Raw genomic sequence first — 23856 nt, forward strand, 5'->3', positions numbered from 1 at the left:
TTAGGAACACTGAAATTGGCGGTATTATATTTTATAAGGAGTTATAAATGAGTACAAAATTTACTTTATCCTTCGTGCAAGGATTAACCACCCGTGAGAAGGCGGAACTAGTAACAGGGAAAAACTTTTGGTTTACTGCAGAAAATAAGAAACATAGTATTCCAAAAATCATGGTAACCGATGGCCCATCTGGATTGCGTAAACAAGCTAGTAGTGCTGACGCATTGGGGCTTAACCAAAGCGTAGAGGCAATATCGTTTCCGAGTTCTGCTTTAATGGCCAGTTCTTTTAATGTGGATATGTTGTACGATCTAGGAAAGAGTCTTGGAGTTGCTGCTAAATCCGAGAATGTGTCTGTATTATTGGGACCAGGAATTAATATTAAGCGTTCGCCACTTGCGGGACGAAATTTTGAATATTTTTCTGAAGACCCATATTTGACCGGAGAGTTAGGTTCTTCTTATGTAAAGGGAGTACAAGACCAGGGTATCGGTGTTAGCTTAAAACATTTTGCAGCGAATAATCGAGAAAACCAACGGTTTACTTCTTCTTCAAATGTTGATGAAAGGACATTGCGTGAGATTTATTTATTCGCATTTGAAAAAATTGTTAAAGAAGCGCACCCAGCAACAATCATGTGTTCCTACAATGCAATTAATGGCGTGCTAAACTCACAAAACTATCGTTTATTAACAGAAATATTACGCAATGAATGGGGCTATACAGGTCTTGTTATGTCAGATTGGGGTGCGGTTGCAGATAATATTGCTTCATTGAAGGCGGGTTTGGATTTAGAAATGCCTGGAAATGAAGAATATTCAATTAGCAAAATTGTGGCTGCCGTTAAAAGTGGGCAATTAGAAGAATCAAAACTCGATACAGCAGTGCTGCGTGTGTTAGCATTAGTTGAAAAATTTCAAATCAATGAAGACAATCATATTGACTATGATAAGGAGGCACAACATAATTTTGCCAAAAAAGCTGCTGAAGACAGTATCGTTCTTTTAAAGAATGAGTCATCTGTCCTACCGATTCATCAAACAGAAAAGATTGCTGTGATTGGTGAACTAGCTAAGAAGCCAAGATACCAAGGTGGTGGTAGTTCTCATGTGAACGCTTATAAAATAATCACGCCTTTGGAGGCTGCTGAAAATAGTAACTATGACATTATGTATGCAGATGGTTATCAGCTAGCTGATGAAGAAAGTAATATAGAATTAGAAAATCAAGCACTATCTGTGGCCGAAGTGAGTGACAAAGTAATTATTTTTGCCGGTGTACCGGAAAAAAATGAGTCAGAAGGTTTCGATAAAGGGACCATTGACTTACCAAAAAATCAGCTCGAACTCATCCAAAAATTGGTTGCGCATAATCCTAATGTAATTATTGTATTGCAAAACGGATCGGCAATTTCAATGCCTTGGAGAAATAATGTCCAAGCAGTTGTCGAAACTTATTTGGCTGGTGAAGCTGTTGGTGAAGCAACATGGCGTATACTAACAGGTGAAACCAATCCGTCCGGTAAATTAGCTGAAACTTTCCCAGAAAGGATAGAAGACACACCGACATACGGCACTTTTAATGCAAGTACTGAAGAAGAAAATTACCATGAAGGTATTTTTGTCGGCTATCGATACTATGATTTGAAACATCAGCAAGTGGCCTATCCATTTGGGCATGGGTTGAGCTATACAAGCTTCAAATATGAAAATTTGGAAATTGATAATACGGAGGAACATGTATCAGTCAAAGTGAACATTACTAATGTTGGACAAGTACCTGGAAAAGAAGTTGTACAGTTTTATGTTCAAAACTTAGTAAGTAGTGTTGAGTTACCTTCCAAAGAATTAAAGTCTTTTAAAAAGATTGAATTGAATCCGGGTGAAAGTAAAGTTGTCGAAGTAGTATTGGACCGGAGAAGCTTTGCTTGGTACGATGTACAAAATAATATATGGCGTGTTGATAAAGGAGAATATATTATTAAAGTGGGTAGCTCCTCACGAGATATTCGATTAGAAAAATCAATTTTCCTTGAAATGGGGATAGACAATATCAAGCCTGTTAGTGGCGAAACCTATATTAGTGAAATAATTAACAGAAAAGATTTGCAGAAACCGTTAATTGATTCGGGGCTAAAATCTTCAATTGACAGTATTACTGCTATGGATAGCAATCGAGAATTAATGGAAAATATGCCATTAAGAGCTATTATCATGATTGGTGCGAATGTAAATCAGGTGAACCATTTCATCAATTTAGCAAACGAATCAAACGATTAAAACAAAATAGTTGCAAGTTAATTGATTTTGTTTTATACTTACTTTTAGTAATTGAAAAGAGGCTTAAATAAATGACAAAATATGGTGTTGTTGTTGGTTCAATTCGTGAACATTCATTTTCAAAAGGTGTAGCAGATGCACTTGTTGCTGGTCTGCCTGAGGACGCTGAGGTGTCTTACTTAAGTATTAGCGATTTACCTCTCTATAGTCAAGACTATGACGCTGATTCTCCCGCGGAATATACAAAATTTCGTGCAGAAGTTGCGGCACAAGACGCATTCATTTTTGTGACACCAGAGCATAATCGAAGTATTTCTGCAGCCCTAAAAAATGCTTTAGATGTTGCTTCAAGACCATGGGGAGAAAATGTTTGGGCAGGGAAACCAGCTCTGGTCGCTTCTCAATCTATTTCTGGGATTTCCGGAGTATTAGCACACCATGTATTACGCCAGTCATTGGTATTCTTGGACATGCCTACGATGCAGCAGCCTGAACTTTACATCGGTAATGTTCAAAATCTATCTGATGAAGAAGGTCACATTATTAACACAGATACACAAGAATTTCTTGCTAGCGCTGCAAAGCAATTTGTTACATTCGCAAAAAAATTTAATGTTTGATATAAAAAACTGACTTTTGACAATTAAGGTCAGTTTTTTATTCTTCCCTAAAGAACAGGTATAATTAGAATAAAGGGGATACAAGTGAAATGAATGTTAACAATCATAAGTTTAAAGATAAAGATATGACATCGAACGAGAAAGAATTTAATTCATTCTTTGCTGAATTTTTGCAGAGACTTCCTCGCAGACCAGCCAAGATTATTCAAAACACATATGAAAAGTCTAGAATCAAGGCAGATAACGTTTTACTTAAAAGTAGAACAAGTTTTGATCAAGTATTTGATAATTTTTTGGCTGGAGTTGATCGTGAAAAAGCGGAAAAATGTCATCGAATCATTCACGCAGCTTCCTTAAGTGCTGCAATTGTAGGATGTTCGCCAATTCCGTTCTCAGATGCGTTTTTACTAGTACCAATTCAATTAACTATGATGTCACGATTGCATAAATTGTTTGGGCAATCGTGGTCAGAAGGTTTAGGCAAAAGTTTATCTAAGGAACTGGTAGTCGTAGGTCTTGGTCGTAGCGCAGTGGGGAATATTATTAAATTTATACCAGCTGTGGGAACTGTATCCGGTGCTGTAATCAATGCTTCGGTTGCTGTTTCAATAACTGAAGCATTAGGCTGGGTAACAGTGAAAATGTTAAATGATGGTGAGGACATATTTGAACAAGCCATGTCATTTCGAGGGCAGTTTGAAATCCTATTTAAAGCACTTAGAAAAGCGAAAAAATAATGTTAAAAAGCATATCTCATGTGGATATGCTTTTTTAACATTATTTGACATTAATTAAGAAACATTATAAACTATTTTGGTTATGTATTAATTGCTAGGGGGAAGCATTGAACATGGAAAAATTAAAAATAGTTTTAAAGTATTTGGTATATGCATTTTTACTCAGTTTTGTATTGGATATCGGCGGATTATTTAGCGGAATATATGCTGAGAGTAGTGGTTTATCTGATGAGTGGATTGAAAATAGTCAGGTAGCTATAGTGTTCATGTTGATTTGTCAAATCACTTTACCAATCTTTTTGATGTTCCAGTATAAAAGTCGAAAAAACGATCTTAGAATTGTAATGCCCTTTGCTAAAGATAAAAAGGCATACAGATATTTGATAGGGTACGCTGCTGGGGCAGTATTCTTTGTACTAACTTGGGTAATAGCAGTTGCCTTTGGGGGATTTCAAGTCATTAACGTTTGGCATATACGCAATGTACTGTGGCTTGTTCTCTTTCTTTTAGGTTTTTGTATTCAAGGGATGGGTGAAGAAATATTAGTTAGAGGCTATTTATTAGGTAAATTGCGTCAACATTTAAGCTATGTTTCAGCTATAATCATTAGCTCGCTTTTTTTCGCTGCGCTACATTTGGCAAACCCAGGAATAACTAAAGTAGCTTTCTTAGAGCTATTTTTGTTTGGTGTTATCATGGCTATGATTCGAATTGAAACCGACGATTTGTGGGCGGTGGGCGCCTTTCATGGTGCGTGGAACTTTTTTCAAGGACCGATTCTTGGTGTTGCAGTTTCTGGTACCAACGGTGGTGCGTTAATGTTCAAATCAATTCCAACACAAGCTTATGAATGGGTAAATGGTGGGCATTTCGGCATTGAAGGCAGTGCAATGAGCCTAACGTTACATGTTGCGTTATTTGTTATAACCGCAGTTTGGATTAAATTAAACAAGAATAACTCAAAAATCATTTGCGAATCTATTAAATAATTTTTTATTTTGCTCTAGATAGGGTAGTTTGGAAAAATTCGTCTGAATCGTCATTATCTAGGATATGTTCGATTGAAACGGTGTCGATTTCAGCATGGAGTTGCAGTTGTTTTGAGTTGAGCACTTTTAAGGTTGATAATATTGCTTGCTGGTTATGTATCTGTCCCACTGTGATATGGGGCGTATATGGAAACTCAGGGCGTAGAAAGGGTGAGAACAAAGGGGACTGATATAAAGCATCATGCATCTTTTTAATGACCGAACACCCCTCGTTAACAGGTAGCCAAAGATAACTTTTTTCATCAGACGAAAAATTTTCAAAAGTCACGTTGAAAGCCGAGAATGGTTTTAAAATCGTTTGAATATTTTGGATAATGACTTCGTCTGGAGCCTCGCTTTCAAATGGGAACACAAGAGTGATGTGTGGGCGAATATGTGGATATAAGGGATCAAGTTCGCACCTGATATTTTGAATTGTTGTTACTTCTGAAAGTTTAGGAAACATTAAAATAGAACGTAACATAAGCCTGTCCTCCTTAAATAAATTTAACTTGTGTTTGTAGTATATCAAAAATTTAATGTACATGGCCTTCATAAGAAACAAAAAGTTATCAATATATTATATATTGATAACTTTTTGTTTCTGTATGTTAAAACGTACTGATTTATTGATTAATTGTTGGCAGATTTCCATAATCATAATTTTTTTTGTAGATTTTAACGCCTCAATAGTAATTGCCTTCTTTTAAAAACCTATACTATTTAGTAAATATTTAGTAAATAGTTATTTTTTATATTTTGATGTAAAATGATAAGGAGTATAAAGGAAACAAACGAACTTGCATAAATTGAGGAAGAGAATATGGTAACAATTAAGCAGATCGCGTTGGAAACGGATGTGTCATCAAGTACGGTTTCTCGAGTTTTGAATAATGATCTGACTTTGTCAGTTTCTTATGAAACTCGTAAAAGGATTATTGATACCGCGCAAAAGTTGAATTACACAAAAAAACATAAAAAAAATAACTTCAAAAAATTGGTCCATATTGCGGTATTGACAGTTTTTTCTGAAATCCGAGAAGCTAGCGATGCTTATTGGCGACAAATATACTTGAGTATTGAGCAAAATGCGCAAGATCAAAATATTATTGTTGATGAAGTTATTCGAATTAATCAAGGTATTAATATCGCGGATTTTGCAATTTACGATGCCATTATTATTTTGGGTGATATGACTCCAAAAGCGGTGAAGCAATTGCAGAAAATTAATGAGCGAATTGTGTTGGTTGATGCTAAAACGCGCTATGAAAACATTGACTCTGTCAACCCCGAGTTGCGAATGATGACAACCCGGATATTGAATGAGCTTTATCAAACTGGGCGGCGGCATATTGGATTTATTGGTGGTGACAACGATCTGCTGGAATTAGATGGCTCCTCAACACTTGCTGTTGAAGATGTGCGTAGTGAAATCTATCGTAATTGGGCTGAAGAGCATCAAATGATCCCCCATTTTTACACCGGACCATGGCATGCCGAAACGGGCATGCAAGGGGCTATATCTTTATTAAGAAAAGAACACAATATAGACGCACTTTTAGTTGCTTCAGATCCGCTTGCAATTGGTGCCATTAATGCATTGAAATCCGAGAGGCTAGAGCCAGGAATTGATATAGATGTGGTGAGCTTTGATAATGTTGAGTTATCCTCTTACTTGGTTCCGGCACTAACGACGGTAGATTTAAATCCTGCGGCACTAGGGAAGACGGCTTTAGAACAAGCATACGAATTAGCAAATGATGCACGTGATTGGACAGTTTGGGCTACAATACCGGGAAATTTGAAATATCGAGATACTTTTAAAAATAAAAAGTAACCGTTTACATTTTAGTAAACGAGTGGTAAACTGTGTTTGTAATTTAGTAAAAGGCTTCACGGAGGAAGATCATGGCTAATGCAAACATTTCTTTTGATGACAAGCAAAATGTTTTTCATCTTTCAAATCGACAAATATCTTACCTGATACAAATTGAAGAGGGCGGACTGCTAAGCCATCTCTATTTTGGTAAAAAAATTACAAAATATCATGGTTCACGACATTATCCACGTCTAGATAGAGGTTTCTCACCAAACTTAGCTGGAGAACCACATCAAACAGATCGTAGTTATTCGAAGGACACATTATTACAAGAGTACGGGGGTTATAATACGGGAGATTTTCGTCAAGCCGCGATTAAAATTCAAGGAGCCAATGGTGCACAAGCATCTGATTTTCGTTTTCAATCATTCGAAATTGTAAATGGCAAGCCACATATAGCTCATCTGCCTCAGGCCTACGTGTTATCAGAAGATGAAGCTAAAACATTAATAATTTATCTTGTGGATAGTGCGCTAAATGTCCAAGTATCGCTTTATTACACAATTTATAATGACCGGCCAGTAGTTGCAAGATCGACTAAAATAACGAATCTCTCTCAACAAAGTATTAACATTGAGAAAATTGCCTCACTGCAATTAGATTTACCAGCAAGTGATCTAGAAATCATCTCGTTACCCGGCGCCCATGTGCGTGAACGTCAAATGGAGCGACAAACTGTGCGCCAAGGAGTGGCTGAATTTTCTAGCCATCGAGGAACGAGCTCGCACCATATGAATCCTTTTGTAGCATTAGTAACACCGAACACAACCGAAAATGAGGGCGAAGTTGTTGGCATCCAATTGGTTTATTCGGGAAATCATCAATTCACTGTCGAAAGAGACTATGTGGAACAGACACGTGTTTTATCTGGCATTAACGAAGATGGATTTGATTGGCAGTTAAATGCTGCTGATGATTTTCAGACTCCAGAAGCGTTGTTGGTTTATTCTGATGAAGGCTTAAATGGTATGTCACAAGCTTATCATCACTTGCTACGAGAACGTGTAGCTCGTGGAAAGTATCAATATGCAGAGAGACCGATTGTTATTAATAATTGGGAAGCAACTTATTTTGATTTTAATTCAGAAAAAATTCAAGAGATATTAGATGAAGCATCCCCATTAGGCATTGAAATGTTTGTCTTAGATGATGGTTGGTTTGGAAAACGTGATGATGATGATAGTTCTTTGGGTGACTGGTTTGAATACACTGCTAAATTGCAGAGTGGCGGTGGTTTAATTGGCTTGTCAGATAAAGTCCACGAAAAAGGCATGAAATTTGGATTGTGGTTTGAACCGGAAATGATTTCCAAAAATTCTGATCTCTATCGACAACATCCTGATTATATTCTCGGTATGCCTAACCGTGATTTGACTCCTAGTCGTGATCAATATGTGCTTGATTTTTCAAGACCTGAGGTAGTAGATAATATTTTCCAACAAGTAGTAAATATCTTGGATAATGTTAAGATTGATTACATTAAGTGGGACATGAACCGTCATTTAACAGAAGTATATTCTGCAGCGTTGTCACCAGAACGTCAAGGAGAAGTGGGACATCGTTATATGTTAGGTGTGTATGATTTGGCGGATCGTTTGACCAAACGTTATCCAGATATTTTATTTGAAGGATGTTCTGGTGGTGGCGGACGATTTGATGCTGGCATGTTATATTTCTTTCCACAATCGTGGACATCAGACAATACGGACCCTGTTGAGCGCTTGAAAATTCAATATGGGACAACATTAAGCTACCCAGTTTCCAGTATGACTGCTCACGTTTCAGCATCACCTAATCATCAAACTGGGCGTCAAACGAGTCTAGCTATGCGTGGAGATGTTGCTACTGCAGGAGTCTTTGGATATGAATTAAACCTAGCTAAATTGTCATTAGAAGAAAAATCAGAAATCAGAGACCAAGTGACATTTTATAAACAGCATCGCTCGTTAATCCAATATGGTAATTTCTATCGTATTAAAAATCCTTTTAAAAATAATGAAACAGCTTGGGAATTTGTCAGTGAAGATAAGACAGAAGCATTGTTGTTTAATTACCGTGTTTTGTCAACTGCGCAGCCAGTGTTCAGTGTAACTAAAATGAGTCACCTGAAATCTGATGGAATCTATGTTGATCAAAGAACAAATGAACGTTATTCTGGAGATGAACTCATGTCAATTGGTCTATATAATACGCCAATTAAGCAAGCTGATTTTACCTCTGCGGTGCGTTATTTCAAATGGCAAGCTGAGTAAGTGAAAGTCATTGTGAAAGGAAAAATGAAAATGACTGAAACGTATGAAGAATTAATTCATGTTTTTAAGAATCAATTTCACCATGAACCCACTGACAAGTTTTTCTCACCAGGTCGAATTAACTTAATTGGTGAGCATACTGATTATAATGGTGGTCACGTGTTTCCAGCCTCAATTACACTAGGAACATATGGCGTGGCATCTCAAAGAGCGGATAGTTTGGTAAAACTCTATTCGACTAATTTCCCGGATGAGGGGATGATTAGTTTTGACGTTAATGACGAAGAAAAGTTACCCAGAGCATCTTGGGGAAATTTTGTTAAGGGTGTATTGCAAGCTTTAAGAGGATATGGTAATCGCTTTGAGCATGGATTTGAATTAGTTATCAATGGTAACATACCGAACGGCTCAGGTTTGTCATCCTCATCGTCTTTGGAACTCTTAATTGGCGTAGTGGCGCAAAAACTATATAATCTAAAAATTCCGAGATTACAATTGGTGGCCAGTGGACAACGTGCCGAAAACGATTTTGTTGGTGTTAATACGGGAATAATGGATCAATTTGCTATTGGATTTGGTGAAGCAGACCAAGCTATCTATTTAGACACGAATACGATGATTTACGAAATGGTACCAATTTATTTAAGTGATTTTGTTGTTGTCATTATGAATACGAATAAACGAAGAGAGTTAGCTGACTCAAAATACAATGAGCGTGTTCGTGAAACCCAAGAAGCAGTCTATCAACTGCAAAAATATACATCTATCCAATATCTGGGTGAATTAGACGCTAAAACCTTTAATAAATATGCTGATAAATTAGAAAGCAACATACTTGTCAAACGTGCCCGCCATGCTGTTTATGAAAACGAACGAACTAAAATTGCTGTAGAGGCATTAAAATCAAACGATTTGGCTAGCTTTGGTAAGCTAATGAACGAATCGCATCAGTCTTTAAAAGATGACTATGCGGTAACTGGAATAGAGCTTGATACGCTTGTTGAAACAGCGCAAACCATTGATGGTGTGCTTGGTGCAAGAATGACCGGTGCAGGATTTGGTGGTTGTGCAATCGCACTAGTACATCAAGACAATGTTGATGATTTGGAAGCCGTTGTTGGGGCTAAATATGAATCTATTGTTGGCTACAATCCTTCATTTTATGTAGCAAATGTTGGTGATGGGGCACACTGGGTTGGTAAAGTAGGTGAATAATAATGTCAGAAAATAATTTAATTACGGAATTTACTCAGCGTGTTATCGAACAATCGGATTATACAAATGAAGATGCGATCTACTTGGGGAACCAAATATTAGGCATGGTTGGCGAACCAGACTATGAGCATGTAGCAAATAATCAAGATGTTTCGAGATTATCTACGTTAACACTATTGGATCAGTTAGTCGCAGTTGCTGAAAATAATGGTACATTACAAAATAGAAAAATAAATGCTGATATACTAGGGGCACAACTAATGGATTATTTTGTGCCTCGTCCTTCACAAGTTCGACAAATTTTTTGGCAACATTACGAGCATGCCCCACGCGAGGCTACTGACTATTTCTTTGATTTATCGAAAAGAAGTAACTATATCAAGACGCGGGAAATTAGCCAAAATTTATCCTACCCAGTGGACACCGAGTATGGTCAATTACAAATTACAATCAATCTCTCAAAGCCTGAAAAAGATCCGAAGGCAATTGCAGCAGCACTGAAAAATCAAACACAACAACAGGAACAATATCCTGCCTCTCAGTTAGCAAAGGAGAATGAAGGCTACTGGGGTCGTTTGGATTATGCTGCTCGGTCGAATCATCGTGTCATTCCAATAACTTTAGGTAATGAAACTTGGTATTTTCAATATTCGCCTTATGCTTATTTTAATGAACATGCAATTGTGTTATCAGAAAATATTCGTCCAATGCACGTTGATCAGGAAAACTTAGCCAGACTGTTAGAATTTGTTACTAAATTCCCGGATTACTTTATTGGATCAAATGCAGATTTGCCAATTGTAGGTGGATCAATATTATCCCACGATCACTTTCAAGCAGGACGCTATGACTTACCAATGGCAAAAGCAACATTGAAGGAAAGTTTTCAGATTTCAGATGTGAACCTGTCGGAGGCGGGGGTATTAAACTGGCCAATGACCGCAATCCGTTTAATTGACTCAGACAGTGATAAGTTACTCGTGGTGGCTGGTAAAGTAATGAGAACCTGGGAAAATTATGACGATCCAAATTTGCTTATTCAATCTCATAGTCAAACAGGTGAAAGACATCATACGGTTACACCAATCGTCCGATTCCGCAACCACAAATATGAAGTAGACCTTGTGTTACGAGACAATAATACGTCGTCTGAGTTTCCAGATGGTATTTTTCATCCTCACCCAGATGTACAACATATAAAAAAAGAAAACATTGGACTAATAGAGGTGATGGGTTTGGCTATTTTACCACCGCGGTTAAAAAAAGAACTTGCAGAAGTCGAAGCATATCTCCTGGGAAATACGGACTCTGTGGACCCAAAACACAAAATATGGGCTGATACACTAAAACATGAAGAAACTTTTAATGCTGATAATGTAGCGGAAGTGGTGGAGCAAAGTGTTGGTCAAATTTTTAAAAGAGTCCTTGAAGACGCTGGCGTTTTCAAAAACTCCGAAGCAGGCCAAGCTGGTTTGAAAAAATTTATTGAACAGTTGACCACTAATTGAAATCATGAATAAAAATACAAGTTATTGCTTGTATTTTTTTATTTTATCTAGAACATAATGTGACTTTGATTATCATATAAAAAAATGATAACATTGCAGTGAATTGTACATTAAAGATAATCGATAAAGGGGGATAGCGTGAGTAACAATGAATGGATTGGCATTGAAAATGCATATCAAAATAATTTAAAGAATATTTCAGTCAGTATTCCAAAACATCAGTTAACAGTTTTTACAGGTGTATCTGGTTCAGGGAAGTCAACCTTAGTTTTTGACACTTTGGTTGCGCAGTCAAGACGTGAATTAAATGATACGTTCTCGAGTTATGTGCAACACATTTTACCAAAATATGGTAGACCAGCTGTAGATAACATTACTAATTTACCAATAGCAATACCAATTGAGCAACGAAAAATGTCGGGCAACGTCAGATCAACAGTAGGAACGTATACTGAAATATATACATTCTTACGTTTGCTATTTTCTCGAATAGGCCAACCCTTTGTTGGTTATTCAGATGCCTTTTCTTTCAATCACCCCCAAGGCAAATGTGAAGTTTGTGATGGCTTAGGTTTTACTAAAAAAATTAATTTAACATATCTTGTTGATTTTAATCAATCACTTAATGAAGATCCAATTGATTTTCCAACTTTTGGAAATGGTGCTTGGCGTTGGAAACGTTATGCTTATAGCGGTTTATTTGATTTGAATAAAAAAATAAAAGATTATTCTAAAGAAGAACTTGATTTATTATTATATGCACCGCAGCAAAAGTTAGTTTCTCCTCCTGAAAAATGGCCCAAAACTGCTTTATATGAGGGGTTGTTACCGAGAATTAAGCGAAGTATTATTAATACTGATGAAGGGAAAAGACATAGAAAACAACTTGAAAGGTTTGTCTCCACTGATATTTGTCCAACTTGTCAAGGTTCCAGATTGAATGGGAAGGCGCTTAGTTGTAAAATTGATGGGCATAATATTCGTGACTTAGTTTCAATGTCATTGGATGAATTACAATTATTTATTCAAAAAATAAAAAATCCACTGGTTCAGGATGTCAAAACACAAATTAATAAACGACTAGATGCTCTGATTACGATTGGTTTAAGCTACCTTAATTTAGCAAGAAGTACAGATACGCTATCGGGTGGCGAAGCGCAAAGAATCAGAATTGCTAAGCATATCACAAGCTCGTTAAATGATGTGATGTATGTCCTAGACGAACCTAGCTCAGGCCTACATCCAAAAGATATTGAACGTCTCCATAAATGTTTGAACGTCTTAAAGAATCAAGGGAATACGATTATTTTAGTGGAACATAATCCGCTGCTAATTCAGCGAGCTGACTATATCATTGATGTTGGACCGGGCCCGGGAGTTAATGGTGGTAGTATTCAATTTTCGGGAACATACAATGAGTTTTTAAAAAGCGATACGGTTACCAGTATTGCTATGCGTGAAAATGATAAATTGGATAATCATACTATCAAAAACTTCAAAAAATGGCTTTCTGTTAGTGATAAAAATTTAAACACAGTACAAAACGTTTCTTTAAAAATGCCACTTAATGCTTTAACTGTTTTATGTGGTGTAGCAGGATCTGGGAAATCGTCTCTAGCACAAATTTTAGTATCAGAATTGATTCAAAAAGGAATCGATGTTATCAATATTTCGCAAAAGAACATTGGTATTAGTCTTAGATCAACACCACTGACTTACTTAGATATTTTTGATGATATTAGGAAACTATTTGCAAGTGCAAACTCAGTTAGTCCATCGTTATTTAGTTACAATTCAAAGGGCGCTTGTCCGCGCTGCAAGGGAAAAGGCGTTATCGTTAATGATATGTACTTTATGGATGATGTCGTTTCTGAGTGTGAATTGTGTCATGGACAACGCTACAATCAGGAAGCTTTGCAATATGGCTATAAGGGTAAGACTATTGTTGACATATTGTCTATGACAGTGAGTCAAGCCGTTGCCTTTTTTAATGGTATTACACGAATAGCTACTGGTTTGCAAGCAATCTGTGATGTGGGTCTTGGTTATTTAAAATTAAACCAATCTTTGAGTACATTGTCAGGCGGAGAGTTGCAACGGATCAAGTTATCGAGCTACTTACAAAAGAAGAGTAGTGTTTATATTATTGATGAACCAACGAATGGATTACATCTAAGAGATATTGACCATTTGCTCGATCTTTTTGATAAGCTTGTTGCTAGAGGAAATACGATTGTCATTATTGAACACAGTTTGAAAGTCATTCGACAGGCTGATTGGTTGATTGAGATGGGCCCCGAAGGCGGAAAGATGGGTGGTAAAGTTGTTTTCTCCGGTACAATCGATGATTTAAAAAAATCAAATGATGCAATTACAAAACCATATTTATAAATAAGGATGTATATAAAAAAGTATTGATCGATGTGTAAAGTTCATATCTATCAGTACTTTTTTGTCGATATAAATTGTTTTGGGGATGTGCCAGTTAAACGCTTGAAGGTGTGGGAAAAATGTGTGTAGTCTTTAAAATTAAGTAACGTTGAAATATCGATTAAGGATAGTTGTGTTGAAAGTAATAAACGTTTTGCTTCTTCTATTTTTGCTCCAATAATATATTGTTTGAGTGTTTGATTTGTTTCTTTTTTGAATCGAGCGGATAGGTAGTTTTGACTATATTTGAATTGTTTTGCAATATCTATAATAGATAAATTCTCATAGATATGGATTTGAATATAGGTTTGTATTTCAAATATTAAGTGACTTAATTTGCTATACTTCAAGCTTTTGACCAAACTAGCAAAATTGAGGAGAATATTTAACCGAACGTTTTGGTTAATGATGTCTTCGACAGTAGTATGTTTTTCAATTGTATTTATCCATTGATCAGACAATAAATAAGCTTTTTTTTCATTCACACCAGCTTGAATTGCTTCACGTGTGGCTAAGGTTGCTACAATAATAAGCATATTTTTTTCATGACGTAATCGATTATTCTTCATTGCTAAAAATGATTCGTGCTCATTTTTAACCTGAAATTGTTTATAAGCATTGATGACAATTTGTTTATCACCAGTTTTGATAGTGCTTAGTAATGCTTGTTCATCTAAGTAACTGTGATGCGTTTGTAAACGAGATGAATACTCTAACAAACTGACACTATCATCTGGGGATTTAATGTTGATTGTTCCATTACTCTCGGGAATTTCATTATATATTATTGCCAATATTGCACGGTATTTTTGATAAAGATTCAACAAAAGATATGTTGAAGAGTTGCTTTCTGATTGGGTAGGTTTACCATATAAAAACAAGTGATATGTTTTTATTGAGAATATAGCGAAAATCCCATCGTAGTGAACAGAATCAGAATGCACAATTGGATAAAATAGTATTGAAGAGGGATTTTCCAAAAGAGCATTGTGGAAATTTAGTTGATTGTTAAATTGATTGAAAAGGTTTTCGTCACCAAATATCACATTATTGTGCGTGTCTTGCATAAATATTTTGTCAGTGATTAATTGTTGAATGGCTTTTAAAGTGTCTGCTAACATAATTAACCCCGTTTTTCACAAAAAAAAGTTGGAAAACACAATTTTTTTTTAGCTTAAGACTTATTATTACATTATAGTAAGCGCTTACAAAAAAAGCAACCCAAAGTACTCATCTACTTTTTAAAGGAAGGTATCATGATGGATAATCACGTGAGTAAAAAAAACGATATTGTGTATAGTGGCATAAGCAAATTATACAGAATGCGTTTCGTTGTAAGTTTTTTCCTCTTCTCATTCTTATGGATGGGGTCATTAGCAATCATTGCATCAGTTCTTTTACCACAACATTTGAAAAATTTAGTTGGAGCGACTAGCTCGGTGGCTATTTTCGGTGTTTTGAATGCTGTAACAGCTATATCATCTTTAGTTTCTAATCTAATATTTGGTAATTTTTCAGATCGTACGCGATCAACGTTTGGCCGTAGGACGCCTTGGATTTTTGCAGGAGGTATTATTGGCGGAGCCTCTTTATTCTTAATGGGTGTCCTGAATAGCATTTGGCTTATTGGCTTTTTCTACTGTTTAGCCATGTTTGGTCTAAATATGATGATTGCGCCGGCGATATCAACATTGTCTGACCGCGTACCAGAAAGTTTACGTGGTACGATGTCAGCTTCAATGTCAGCGGGTACTACTGTTGGTAGCTCCGTAGGTGTGCTTATTGGTGCATTGTTTATCACCAGGCAATTACCGGGATTTGCTTTAGCAGGTATTTTAATGGCAGTTTCTGGAATTCTAACAGTTATTGTTTGGCCACGCGAAGAATCGTCAAAAAACATGGCTCCGGTTAACAACAGTTTTAAAGATATATTAGAATCATTTCGACCACCTATCAAAGGGGCGCGAGATTTTTGGCTAGCTTTTATTGGACGTAGTTTACTGATTTTTAGTTACTACATGATATACAACTATCAACTATATATTTTACAGAGCTATATTGGATTAAGTACTACATCGGCTGCTGCAACAATTTCAGTGATGTCAGTAATTACTTTGATTGTAGCATTGGTTGGTTCATTTGTTTCGGGAATCATTTCTGATAAGATTGGTCGCCGAAAGCTACCGGTTATCATAGCCTCTATTTTGATGGTCATTGGTTTCTTGCTTCCATGGATACTTCAATCTACATTCTCAATGATGTTATTTGCTGGTTTTGCTGGATTGGGCTACGCGGTATATGGCGCTGTAGATCAAGCATTGAATATTGATGTCTTACCTTCTAAAGAAACAGCGGGTAAGGATTTAGGAATTTTGAACATTGCGACAACGCTTGGTCAAACAGTCGGACCAATTGTAACTAGTGCGCTAGTTGTGATGGGTGGTTATGGTTATGTGTTCCCAACCGCTATTGTCTTTGCATTAATTGCATGCATATTTATTCAGATGATTAAATCAACAAAATAATGATAAAGCGAATACTTCTGGAGGAAAAATGAAAGTTAAAATAGAAAAACGTCAAAATGAGATAAAAATTAATCCACGTTTACATGGTCAGTTTATTGAATTCCTCGGTAATGCTATAAATGATGGTATTTGGGTTGGAAAAGAAAGCAAGATTCCAAACGTTAATGGTATGCGATTAGATGTCATTAATGCATTAAAAGAAATTGAACCACCAATCATAAGATGGCCGGGTGGTGTGTTTGCAGATCATTACAATTGGAAAGACGGTGTAGGTAAAAAAAGGAAAAAGGTATTTAATGAAGGGTTTGGAACCTACAGTGTTGAAACAAATGAATTTGGAACAGATGAGTTCTTAGAATTTGCATCACTGATTCACTCTGAGCCATGGATTAATATTAATTTGCTGACCGGATCTGCTCGGGAAATGTCTGAGTGGATGGAATATATTAATCGCAAGCAAGCAAGTTATTTATCGCAAAAAAGAAAAAACTCCGGTCATGAAGCACCTTATAATGTGAATCTTTGGGGAATTGGCAATGAAGTTTGGGGTGGTGGCGGCATGATGACCCCTGAGCAATATGTTGCTGATTACCGAAAATTTGCAACTGCTGCGCCAACGTTTGCATTGAATCAGTTTTCAGAAGATTCGAGATACTTCATTTTAAGTGGCGCGGATGCTAATAAGCCAAAAGAACGTCGTTATTGGACTAGCAGTGTGATGAAAGAATTAGCAAAGGCTCGTCCACCAAAAGTTGATGGATATGATTTGCATTGGTATAACTGGTACTTAGGAAAAGACTTTTCGGCATCGGCAACAGATTTTAATGCCGATGACTGGTACCAAGTAATTAGCGGTGCAATGGAATTAGAAGACATACTTAAAGAACAATATGATTTGATTCAAGATGGTTTAGAACAAATGCCAGAGCCTGAAGGAGAGTTTGATCAAAAACTAGAAAAGATTGATCTGATTTTAGGTGAATGGGGTAATTGGTACGGGAAAGCCTTTTTCGAGGAGAAAGCATTGTATCAGCAAAATACAATGCGTGATGCGATAACGACGGCAATCATTTTAGATATTCTTCATTCTAATGCTGACAAAGTTAAAATGGCCAGTATGGCACAAACAATTAATGTGTTGAATGCATTGATATTAACTGATGGTAAAGAATTTGTACTAACACCAGTATATGATATTTTCAAAATGTACAAAGTGCATAGAGATAATGATGTCTTAGATATTAATGTAACAGATCAGAATAATAATCACATTAAGTTCTTTGCCTCAATAAAAGATAAAATAATTTATTTAAATGTGATTAATTTTGACCTGACCGAAACCATTAATATCAATATTGATTTACCTAGTCAGGTAAGTCGTTATCAAAGGGAAGAATTAGTAGCCAATGACATGCATGAGACGAATACGTTTGAGGATCCCAATCATTTGCGTGCAGCGATTGTGGAACAGCACGATAATGTTTCTTCGAAAGAGCTGTCAAATATTGGCATAAAACCAATGTCAGTTTCTGTCTTTAAATTTGAATTGAATTAGTCGTAGATTAAGTAAAAAATTTAAGGTAGTTAGTGTCTTTCAAAAAAGATTGAGACAGGTGTCTCAATCTTTTTCATGTTAAAATAACGTGAATAGGAGGTCGTGTATGGTAACAATACAAGATATCGCAAATAGAACTGGTGTGGCGATTTCAACAGTATCACGTGCTTTGGGTGATTCACCTAAAATCAGTTTAAAAACTAAAGAGCGTATTAAGAAAGTGGCACAAGATATGGGGTATATACCTAATTTTGCTGCGCGAAACTTAACACAAACTGAGAGTAATACAGTTGGTGTTGTATTTCAACCTCAATCAGAAGGCAATACAGATAATGATTTTGCCATGCAAATTTTATTTGGAATTAATTCTCAGTTAATTGCACGACGCTACTTATTAACCACAGCCACAGGCAGTAATTGGTCAGAAGTGTTTAATTCGGTGAAAATGATGGTTGAGGCCGGACAAGTTAGACGTTTTATTTTATTATATACAGTTGAAAATGATCCAATCACAGAGCTGCTGAATGAAAATCATGCGCGTGTTGTGGTTACAGGTGAGCCGGAAAGCGACACAAATATTTTGTATGTAGATAACGATAATCGCAAAGCAAGCGCTGAAGCTACCAAGGCTTTAGTTAACTACTTTCGATTAAAATCACCACTATTTGTTAGAACAATGGCCGATTGGCGTTTTGAAGAAAATCGAGAATTGGGCTTTCGCGAAGCACAAGAAGAAGGTGATGTTTTATCTTTACCCTTGGAATTCACGCAACAAAAACAGGTTTTACAGAAATATTTTGAGCAACATCAAACGGTTGACGGAATAGTTGCTAGTGATGATAAACTTGGTTATTTGACGCGTAATCAAGCACAAGCTCATCTGCCTAGTCATCCTAAATTGCCGACAATTGCATTTAACTGTTCTGAATACGCCCGCTTGGGAGGAAAAAACTTTTATTCTGTTGACGTCTTACCAAGAGCTCTCGGAAGTGAAGCAGTCAGATTATTATTTAATGATCAGCAACCGCCACTTGAGAGAACTGAAGCTACCAGTTTTATTGTTCCATATCGTATACCAAAAGTAGGTGAATAGTAATGGCGAACTTAAATGATGTTGCACGGAATGCTCATGTATCTAAAATGACGGTTAGTCGTGTAATCAACCACCCTGAACAAGTTTCAGAAGAACTGAAAGACCTTGTAGAGAAAGCAATTCAGGACGTTGGGTATGAACCAAATCGCATGGCAAAAGCGCTCGTGAACAAGCGCCATTATGTGATTAGATTTTTACTCTTGGAGGATGTCACAACAGTTGAACCAAATTATGCCAAGCTATTGATTCATATTGCTAATTATCTCCAAGAGAGTGGCTACACGCTCGAAATAAGTACTGATTTAGCTGCCAATACAAACAATATTGACGGATGATTGTTAGTGGTTGGCGTCAAACCGACTTAGAGGGTTTATCATTAGTGACTGTGCCGATTATTTTGTATGGTGTGGCGCCAGAAAATTCACATTTTTCTTATGTTGACGTTCATAATAAACAAGGAATTGAGATGGCAACGCAATATATGATAAACAGGGGTTATCAGGATATTTGGTACATTGGAATTGCAATTGACTTACCATTTGCTAAGCAGCGGGCATTAGGTTATCGTTCGGTCATGAATAAATATGGTATGAGTCAAAAAGTTTTTGCGACAGAAAATCATGCCCACTCGGCAGATATATTAATGACGAATATGGTGACAAGTATTCAACCAAATACCGGTTTCGTCTGCGCGACAGATCGTATTGCTTTGGGCGTTGTCAGATCCTTGACACGTATTTATGAAGTGCCAACTGACTTTGGGGTAATTGGCTTTGATGGTGTATTTATTGATCAAATTTCCTCACCACAATTAACGACAATTAGGCAACCGATTGCATTAATTGCAAAAAATTTGGTCAAGGAGATAGTGAACCGAGTTGAATCAAATAAAGAAAATACCAGGATTGAAGTTAATATTACGCCTGAACTAATTATTCGTGATTCAACGCAATGAAATGATGTTACCGTTAACATCGGGCAAACGCTTCCAAAAATTTATTAACTGCTTTATACTGTTCAATGTAAACGGTTACAAAATTAATATTTTGGAGGCAGAAATAATGGATGATAAGCATAAAGGGCAGGGATTGCCTAATTTGCCACTTAGCACAATTTGGATGTTAAGTTTTGGGTTCTTAGGTGTGCAAATGGCTTTTTCCTTGCAAAGTTCACAAATGGGAAGAATTTTCCAAACATTGGGTGCTGACCCAACAAAACTTGGTTTTTTCTTCATATTGCCACCTTTGGCTGGACTATTTGTTCAACCCTTGGTTGGTTACTTTTCAGATCGAACATGGACCAAGCGTTTTGGACGACGCATGCCATATTTGTTAGTTGGTGCATTGGTCTCGGTTATAGTAATGTTCCTGTTGCCAAATTCTGGTAGCTTTGGATTTTCTACAACTGCAGCACTATGGTTCGGCGCAATAACGATTTTGTTTATGGATCTTAGTTCAAATGTGGCTATGCAACCTTTTAAAATGGTTGTTGGTGATATGGTTAATGAAGATCAGAAATCATACGCCTATTCTATTCAAAGTTTCTTATCAAATACAGGTTCTGTACTAGCCACAATTTTTCCGTTCTTGTTAACAGCAATTGGGGTTGCTAATACTGCTGATAAAGGACAGGTACCAGCTTCGGTTATTATTTCTTTTTACGTTGGTGCAATTGTATTAGTTGTCTTCTCACTAGTTGCAGTATTCAACGTGAAAGAATATGATGACGCAACTTACGAGCTTTATCATGGTTACGCATTAAACACGCCAAATGATAATGATGGTGGGTTTCTAACTTTATTGAAGCGTGCACCAAAAACATTTTGGATGGTTACTGTGACACAATTCTTCTGCTGGATGGCTTTCCAATATTTGTGGACGTACGGAACGGGTGCAGTTGCAGATAATGTCTTTCATGCAACCGACCCAACAACAGCAGGTTATCAAAATGGTGGAAACTGGTTCGGCATTTTGTCTGCGGTTTATGCGATCGCTGCCGTACTTTGGTCGTTAGTATTGTCTAAAATTCCGGCTGAGAAAAATAAATTTGGGTATGCTTTGTCGCTGCTATTAGGGGCATCAGGATTCATTTCAGTTTTCTTTATCCACTCACAATATCTTTTAATTGCATCTTTCATTTTGATTGGTATTTCATGGGCAGGGATGATGGCTTATCCATTTATCATGGTTACTAACGCATTGAACGGCGATCACATGGGCACTTATCTTGGGCTATTCAACGGTTCTATATGCTTACCACAAATTGTGGCGTCAGTCGCAAGTTTTGTTGTATTTCCAGCATTAGGATCACATTTTCCATCAATGATCTTAGTTTCAGGTGTTTTGATGCTATTGGGTGCAGTTAGTGTTGGTTTTATTAAAGAAATTCATAGTAATCCAGTGAATGCAGATTAATATAGTTAATGAAATAACGTTACCGTAAAGAAGAACGAGGCATAAAAATAATGAAAAGAATCTTTGAAATTAACCCTTGGACAGTTGCAACGCATAATTTAGATCCTGAAGACAAACGCCTACAGGAATCTATGACTAGTTTGGGGAACGAATATATGGGTATGCGTGGTATGTTTGAAGAAGTTTATTCAGGCGATACACACCAAGGTATCTATATTGGAGGTGTGTGGTTTCCAGATAAAACAAGAGTTGGCTGGTGGAAAAACGGGTATCCACTATACTTTGGAAAAGCTATCAATGCTTTGAATTTTGTGAAAGCAGACATTTATATTGATGGGCATCAAATTGATTTAGCCAAGAATGAGTTTCAGGATTTTGAAGTATCCTTAGACATGAAACATGGCGTTTTGAATCGTCGGTTTACAGTCTTTGGCGTTGAAGTTCAGGTATCGCGTTTCGTTTCAGCTGCGTTTAAAGAGCTAGCGGATATTCATTATACTTTTACATCTGTTGATGGATATAAGCACAACATACGTTTTGATGCTAGCATTGATGCTGATGTAGTCAATGAAGATGCTAATTATGACGAAAAATTTTGGCAAGTCTTAGATGCCGGTAATGGTGTCTCATCGTCATTTATTGCCACACAAACCATTGAAAATCCATTTGGTGTGCCACAATTCACAGTGGTTGCTCGTCAAAGCTTCATTGGTGGCGAAAAGCACGGCACTAATCGTGGAACAAAAGAAGTTACTGATGACTTTGATATTGAGGTACCAACTAGCGGCACAGTAAATTTTGAAAAGCGTGTCATCGTAACCACTTCTCGAGATTACGATAGTTTAAAAGAAACTATAGATGCTGGGACAGCGTTGACGGACGAAGTTTTAGAAAAATCTTATCAAGAATTATATGAAGACCATGCGCAAGAATGGTTGAAACGGTGGGAGAAGGCTGACGTTCAAATTGAAGGTGATGATGCTGCGCAACAAGGTATTCGGTTCAATTTGTTCCACCTCTTCTCAACTTATTATGGTAATGATCCACGGCTAAATATTGGACCAAAAGGATTCACCGGTGAAAAATATGGTGGTGCAACGTACTGGGACACAGAAGCTTTTGCCATTCCGGTCTATCTAGGTGTTGCTGATCCATCAGTTACAAGATCACTGTTGCAATATCGTTTTGATCAACTTGATGGTGCCTTTCATAATGCTAAACAACAAGGTCTAAAAGGGGCGCTTTATCCTATGGTGACTTTTGATGGTATTGAATCTCATAATGAGTGGGAAATAACATTTGAAGAAATTCACCGTAATTCAACTATTGCTTATGCGATTTATAATTATACAAATATTACCGGAGATCATTCTTGGTTAGATGGGGATGGGGCGCAAGTACTTTACAGCATCGCGCGTTTCTGGGCTGACCGTGTTCACTATTCAAAACGCAATGATCAGTATATGATTCACGGTGTCACTGGACCCAATGAATATGAAAATAATGTTAATAATAATTACTACACTAATTGGATGGCTAAATGGGTCTTACAGTATTCGCTTGATCACTATGACGAAATTAATGATAAGCAAAAGACAAAGCTAGCTATTACCGATGAAGAGTTGGTTCAATGGCAAGATATTGTTACTAAAATGTATTTACCAGAAGCTGATGTTGATACAAAAAATGGCAAAAAACATATTTTTGTACAACATGATACATTTTTGGATAAAGATTTAACCCCAATTGCTGATATGCCACAAAATATTCGTCCAATCAACCAGAACTGGTCTTGGGATCGAATACTGCGGTCGCCATATATTAAGCAATCTGACACTTTGCACGCAATGTTCTATTTTCCTGATGCCTTTACTGAAGAAGAGAAACGTAACAATTTTAACTTTTATGAGCCACTGACTGTGCACGAATCATCATTATCACCGTCAGTTCATGCGATATTGGCTGCTGATTTGCAAATGGTTGACAAAGCTGTTGAAATGTATGAACGCGCTGCACGATTGGATTTGGATAATTACAATAATGATACTGATGATGGGTTGCATATTACTGCGATGACCGGTTCATGGTTGGCAATCGTGCAGGGATTTGCCGGGATGCGAGTACGAAATGACGAAATACACTTAAAGCCATTTTTGCCTAAAAATTGGACAAAATACGCATTCCGTTTGGTTTTTCGTGGCCATGTTTTGGAAGTGACGGTTGACAAAGAAGGTACAGATGTCCAACTGATTTCTGGTGACCCACTTACGATTAATTTATTGGGTGAACAAGTCACGTTAACGAGATAACAAAGAGGAGGA

18 protein-coding genes are annotated in these 23856 nt (G+C 36.8%); 16 read left to right on the forward strand and 2 right to left on the reverse strand.

Annotated features, from left to right (window positions below; all coding sequences use genetic code 11):
• Positions 1-47: 47 nt before the first annotated feature.
• From A6B45_RS04280 to A6B45_RS04295, 4 genes are all read left to right on the forward strand, one after another.
• Positions 48-2279 (forward strand): beta-glucosidase, encoded by a 2232-nt coding sequence (locus A6B45_RS04280; RefSeq protein WP_072613504.1) that lies wholly within the window; start codon positions 48-50, stop codon positions 2277-2279.
• A 71-nt stretch (positions 2280-2350) separates the two neighbouring features.
• Entirely contained in the window at positions 2351-2899 is a 549-nt protein-coding gene (locus A6B45_RS04285; RefSeq protein ID WP_072613505.1) for an NADPH-dependent FMN reductase, read from the forward strand.
• Between the two features lie 89 nt (positions 2900-2988).
• Positions 2989-3636 (forward strand): YcjF family protein, encoded by a 648-nt coding sequence (locus tag A6B45_RS04290; protein WP_072613506.1) that lies wholly within the window; start codon positions 2989-2991, stop codon positions 3634-3636.
• Positions 3637-3749: 113 nt separating this feature from the next.
• On the forward strand, positions 3750-4625 hold the full coding sequence (locus tag A6B45_RS04295) for a CPBP family intramembrane glutamic endopeptidase (RefSeq protein WP_072613507.1): 876 nt from the start codon (positions 3750-3752) through the stop codon (positions 4623-4625).
• A gap of 4 nt (positions 4626-4629) precedes the next feature.
• Here the strand turns inward: A6B45_RS04295 and A6B45_RS04300 are convergent, their stop codons facing one another.
• Positions 4630-5148 (reverse strand): 2'-5' RNA ligase family protein, encoded by a 519-nt coding sequence (locus A6B45_RS04300; RefSeq protein WP_072613508.1) that lies wholly within the window; start codon positions 5146-5148, stop codon positions 4630-4632.
• A 339-nt stretch (positions 5149-5487) separates the two neighbouring features.
• On the opposite strand from A6B45_RS04300, the gene A6B45_RS04305 reads away from it, so the two are divergent.
• The 5 genes from A6B45_RS04305 (at position 5488) to A6B45_RS04325 (ending at position 13909) form a co-directional block, all read left to right on the forward strand.
• Positions 5488-6501, forward strand: a complete 1014-nt coding sequence (locus A6B45_RS04305) for a LacI family DNA-binding transcriptional regulator (protein WP_072613509.1) — start codon at positions 5488-5490, stop codon at positions 6499-6501.
• A gap of 71 nt (positions 6502-6572) precedes the next feature.
• Entirely contained in the window at positions 6573-8795 is a 2223-nt protein-coding gene (locus A6B45_RS04310; RefSeq protein WP_072613510.1) for an alpha-galactosidase, read from the forward strand.
• A 30-nt stretch (positions 8796-8825) separates the two neighbouring features.
• Complete coding sequence (locus tag A6B45_RS04315) at positions 8826-10010, forward strand: galactokinase (protein WP_072613511.1); 1185 nt, start codon at positions 8826-8828, stop codon at positions 10008-10010.
• Between the two features lie 2 nt (positions 10011-10012).
• Positions 10013-11518, forward strand: a complete 1506-nt coding sequence (gene galT, locus A6B45_RS04320; protein ID WP_072613512.1) for a UDP-glucose--hexose-1-phosphate uridylyltransferase — start codon at positions 10013-10015, stop codon at positions 11516-11518.
• Between the two features lie 138 nt (positions 11519-11656).
• Complete coding sequence (locus tag A6B45_RS04325) at positions 11657-13909, forward strand: ATP-binding cassette domain-containing protein (protein ID WP_072613513.1); 2253 nt, start codon at positions 11657-11659, stop codon at positions 13907-13909.
• A gap of 50 nt (positions 13910-13959) precedes the next feature.
• Here A6B45_RS04325 and A6B45_RS04330 read toward each other — a convergent pair whose 3' ends face one another.
• Positions 13960-15069 carry a helix-turn-helix domain-containing protein gene (locus A6B45_RS04330; protein ID WP_072613514.1) on the reverse strand — a complete coding sequence of 370 codons (1110 nt, stop codon included), beginning with the start codon at positions 15067-15069 and terminating at the stop codon, positions 13960-13962.
• A gap of 201 nt (positions 15070-15270) precedes the next feature.
• On the opposite strand from A6B45_RS04330, the gene A6B45_RS04335 reads away from it, so the two are divergent.
• The 7 genes from A6B45_RS04335 to A6B45_RS04360 all read left to right on the forward strand — a co-directional run bounded on the left by A6B45_RS04335 (position 15271) and on the right by A6B45_RS04360 (position 23844).
• Positions 15271-16473 (forward strand): MFS transporter, encoded by a 1203-nt coding sequence (locus A6B45_RS04335; RefSeq protein WP_282834763.1) that lies wholly within the window; start codon positions 15271-15273, stop codon positions 16471-16473.
• Between the two features lie 28 nt (positions 16474-16501).
• Positions 16502-18028 (forward strand): alpha-L-arabinofuranosidase C-terminal domain-containing protein, encoded by a 1527-nt coding sequence (locus tag A6B45_RS04340; RefSeq protein WP_072613516.1) that lies wholly within the window; start codon positions 16502-16504, stop codon positions 18026-18028.
• Positions 18029-18134: 106 nt separating this feature from the next.
• Positions 18135-19121 (forward strand): LacI family DNA-binding transcriptional regulator, encoded by a 987-nt coding sequence (locus tag A6B45_RS04345; RefSeq protein ID WP_072613517.1) that lies wholly within the window; start codon positions 18135-18137, stop codon positions 19119-19121.
• Between the two features lie 2 nt (positions 19122-19123).
• Positions 19124-19456, forward strand: coding sequence for a LacI family DNA-binding transcriptional regulator (locus A6B45_RS10555; RefSeq protein ID WP_237048960.1), 333 nt, complete (start codon positions 19124-19126; stop codon positions 19454-19456).
• Positions 19453-20076 (forward strand): LacI family DNA-binding transcriptional regulator, encoded by a 624-nt coding sequence (locus tag A6B45_RS04350; RefSeq protein ID WP_237048961.1) that lies wholly within the window; start codon positions 19453-19455, stop codon positions 20074-20076. The genes A6B45_RS10555 and A6B45_RS04350 overlap by 4 nt, the downstream gene beginning before the upstream one ends.
• Positions 20077-20182: 106 nt before the next feature.
• A complete protein-coding gene (locus A6B45_RS04355) occupies positions 20183-21535 on the forward strand; it encodes an SLC45 family MFS transporter (protein ID WP_072613518.1) in 1353 nt (450 codons plus the stop codon).
• A 50-nt stretch (positions 21536-21585) separates the two neighbouring features.
• Positions 21586-23844, forward strand: a complete 2259-nt coding sequence (locus A6B45_RS04360) for a glycoside hydrolase family 65 protein (protein WP_072613519.1) — start codon at positions 21586-21588, stop codon at positions 23842-23844.
• The last annotated feature ends 12 nt before the right edge of the window (positions 23845-23856 follow it).

Source organism: Leuconostoc suionicum (assembly GCF_001891125.1).
GTDB classification, from domain to species: Bacteria; Bacillota; Bacilli; order Lactobacillales; family Lactobacillaceae; genus Leuconostoc; species Leuconostoc suionicum.

Excerpts from the sequence above, each read along its gene's own strand:
- A6B45_RS04295 (WP_072613507.1), top strand. The coding sequence starts at position 3,750 with ATGGAAAAATTAAAAATAGTTTTAAAGTATTTGGTATATGCATTTTTA.
- A6B45_RS04305 (WP_072613509.1), top strand. The coding sequence starts at position 5,488 with ATGGTAACAATTAAGCAGATCGCGTTGGAAACGGATGTGTCATCAAGT.
- A6B45_RS10555 (WP_237048960.1), top strand. The coding sequence starts at position 19,124 with ATGGCGAACTTAAATGATGTTGCACGGAATGCTCATGTATCTAAAATG.
- A6B45_RS04310 (WP_072613510.1), top strand. The coding sequence starts at position 6,573 with ATGGCTAATGCAAACATTTCTTTTGATGACAAGCAAAATGTTTTTCAT.
- A6B45_RS04340 (WP_072613516.1), top strand. The coding sequence starts at position 16,502 with ATGAAAGTTAAAATAGAAAAACGTCAAAATGAGATAAAAATTAATCCA.
- A6B45_RS04360 (WP_072613519.1), top strand. The coding sequence starts at position 21,586 with ATGAAAAGAATCTTTGAAATTAACCCTTGGACAGTTGCAACGCATAAT.
- A6B45_RS04315 (WP_072613511.1), top strand. The coding sequence starts at position 8,826 with ATGACTGAAACGTATGAAGAATTAATTCATGTTTTTAAGAATCAATTT.
- A6B45_RS04300 (WP_072613508.1), bottom strand. The coding sequence starts at position 5,148 with ATGTTACGTTCTATTTTAATGTTTCCTAAACTTTCAGAAGTAACAACA.
- A6B45_RS04335 (WP_282834763.1), top strand. The coding sequence starts at position 15,271 with ATGCGTTTCGTTGTAAGTTTTTTCCTCTTCTCATTCTTATGGATGGGG.
- A6B45_RS04280 (WP_072613504.1), top strand. The coding sequence starts at position 48 with ATGAGTACAAAATTTACTTTATCCTTCGTGCAAGGATTAACCACCCGT.
- A6B45_RS04290 (WP_072613506.1), top strand. The coding sequence starts at position 2,989 with ATGAATGTTAACAATCATAAGTTTAAAGATAAAGATATGACATCGAAC.
- galT (WP_072613512.1), top strand. The coding sequence starts at position 10,013 with ATGTCAGAAAATAATTTAATTACGGAATTTACTCAGCGTGTTATCGAA.
- A6B45_RS04285 (WP_072613505.1), top strand. The coding sequence starts at position 2,351 with ATGACAAAATATGGTGTTGTTGTTGGTTCAATTCGTGAACATTCATTT.
- A6B45_RS04350 (WP_237048961.1), top strand. The coding sequence starts at position 19,453 with ATGATTGTTAGTGGTTGGCGTCAAACCGACTTAGAGGGTTTATCATTA.
- A6B45_RS04330 (WP_072613514.1), bottom strand. The coding sequence starts at position 15,069 with ATGTTAGCAGACACTTTAAAAGCCATTCAACAATTAATCACTGACAAA.
- A6B45_RS04355 (WP_072613518.1), top strand. The coding sequence starts at position 20,183 with ATGGATGATAAGCATAAAGGGCAGGGATTGCCTAATTTGCCACTTAGC.
- A6B45_RS04345 (WP_072613517.1), top strand. The coding sequence starts at position 18,135 with ATGGTAACAATACAAGATATCGCAAATAGAACTGGTGTGGCGATTTCA.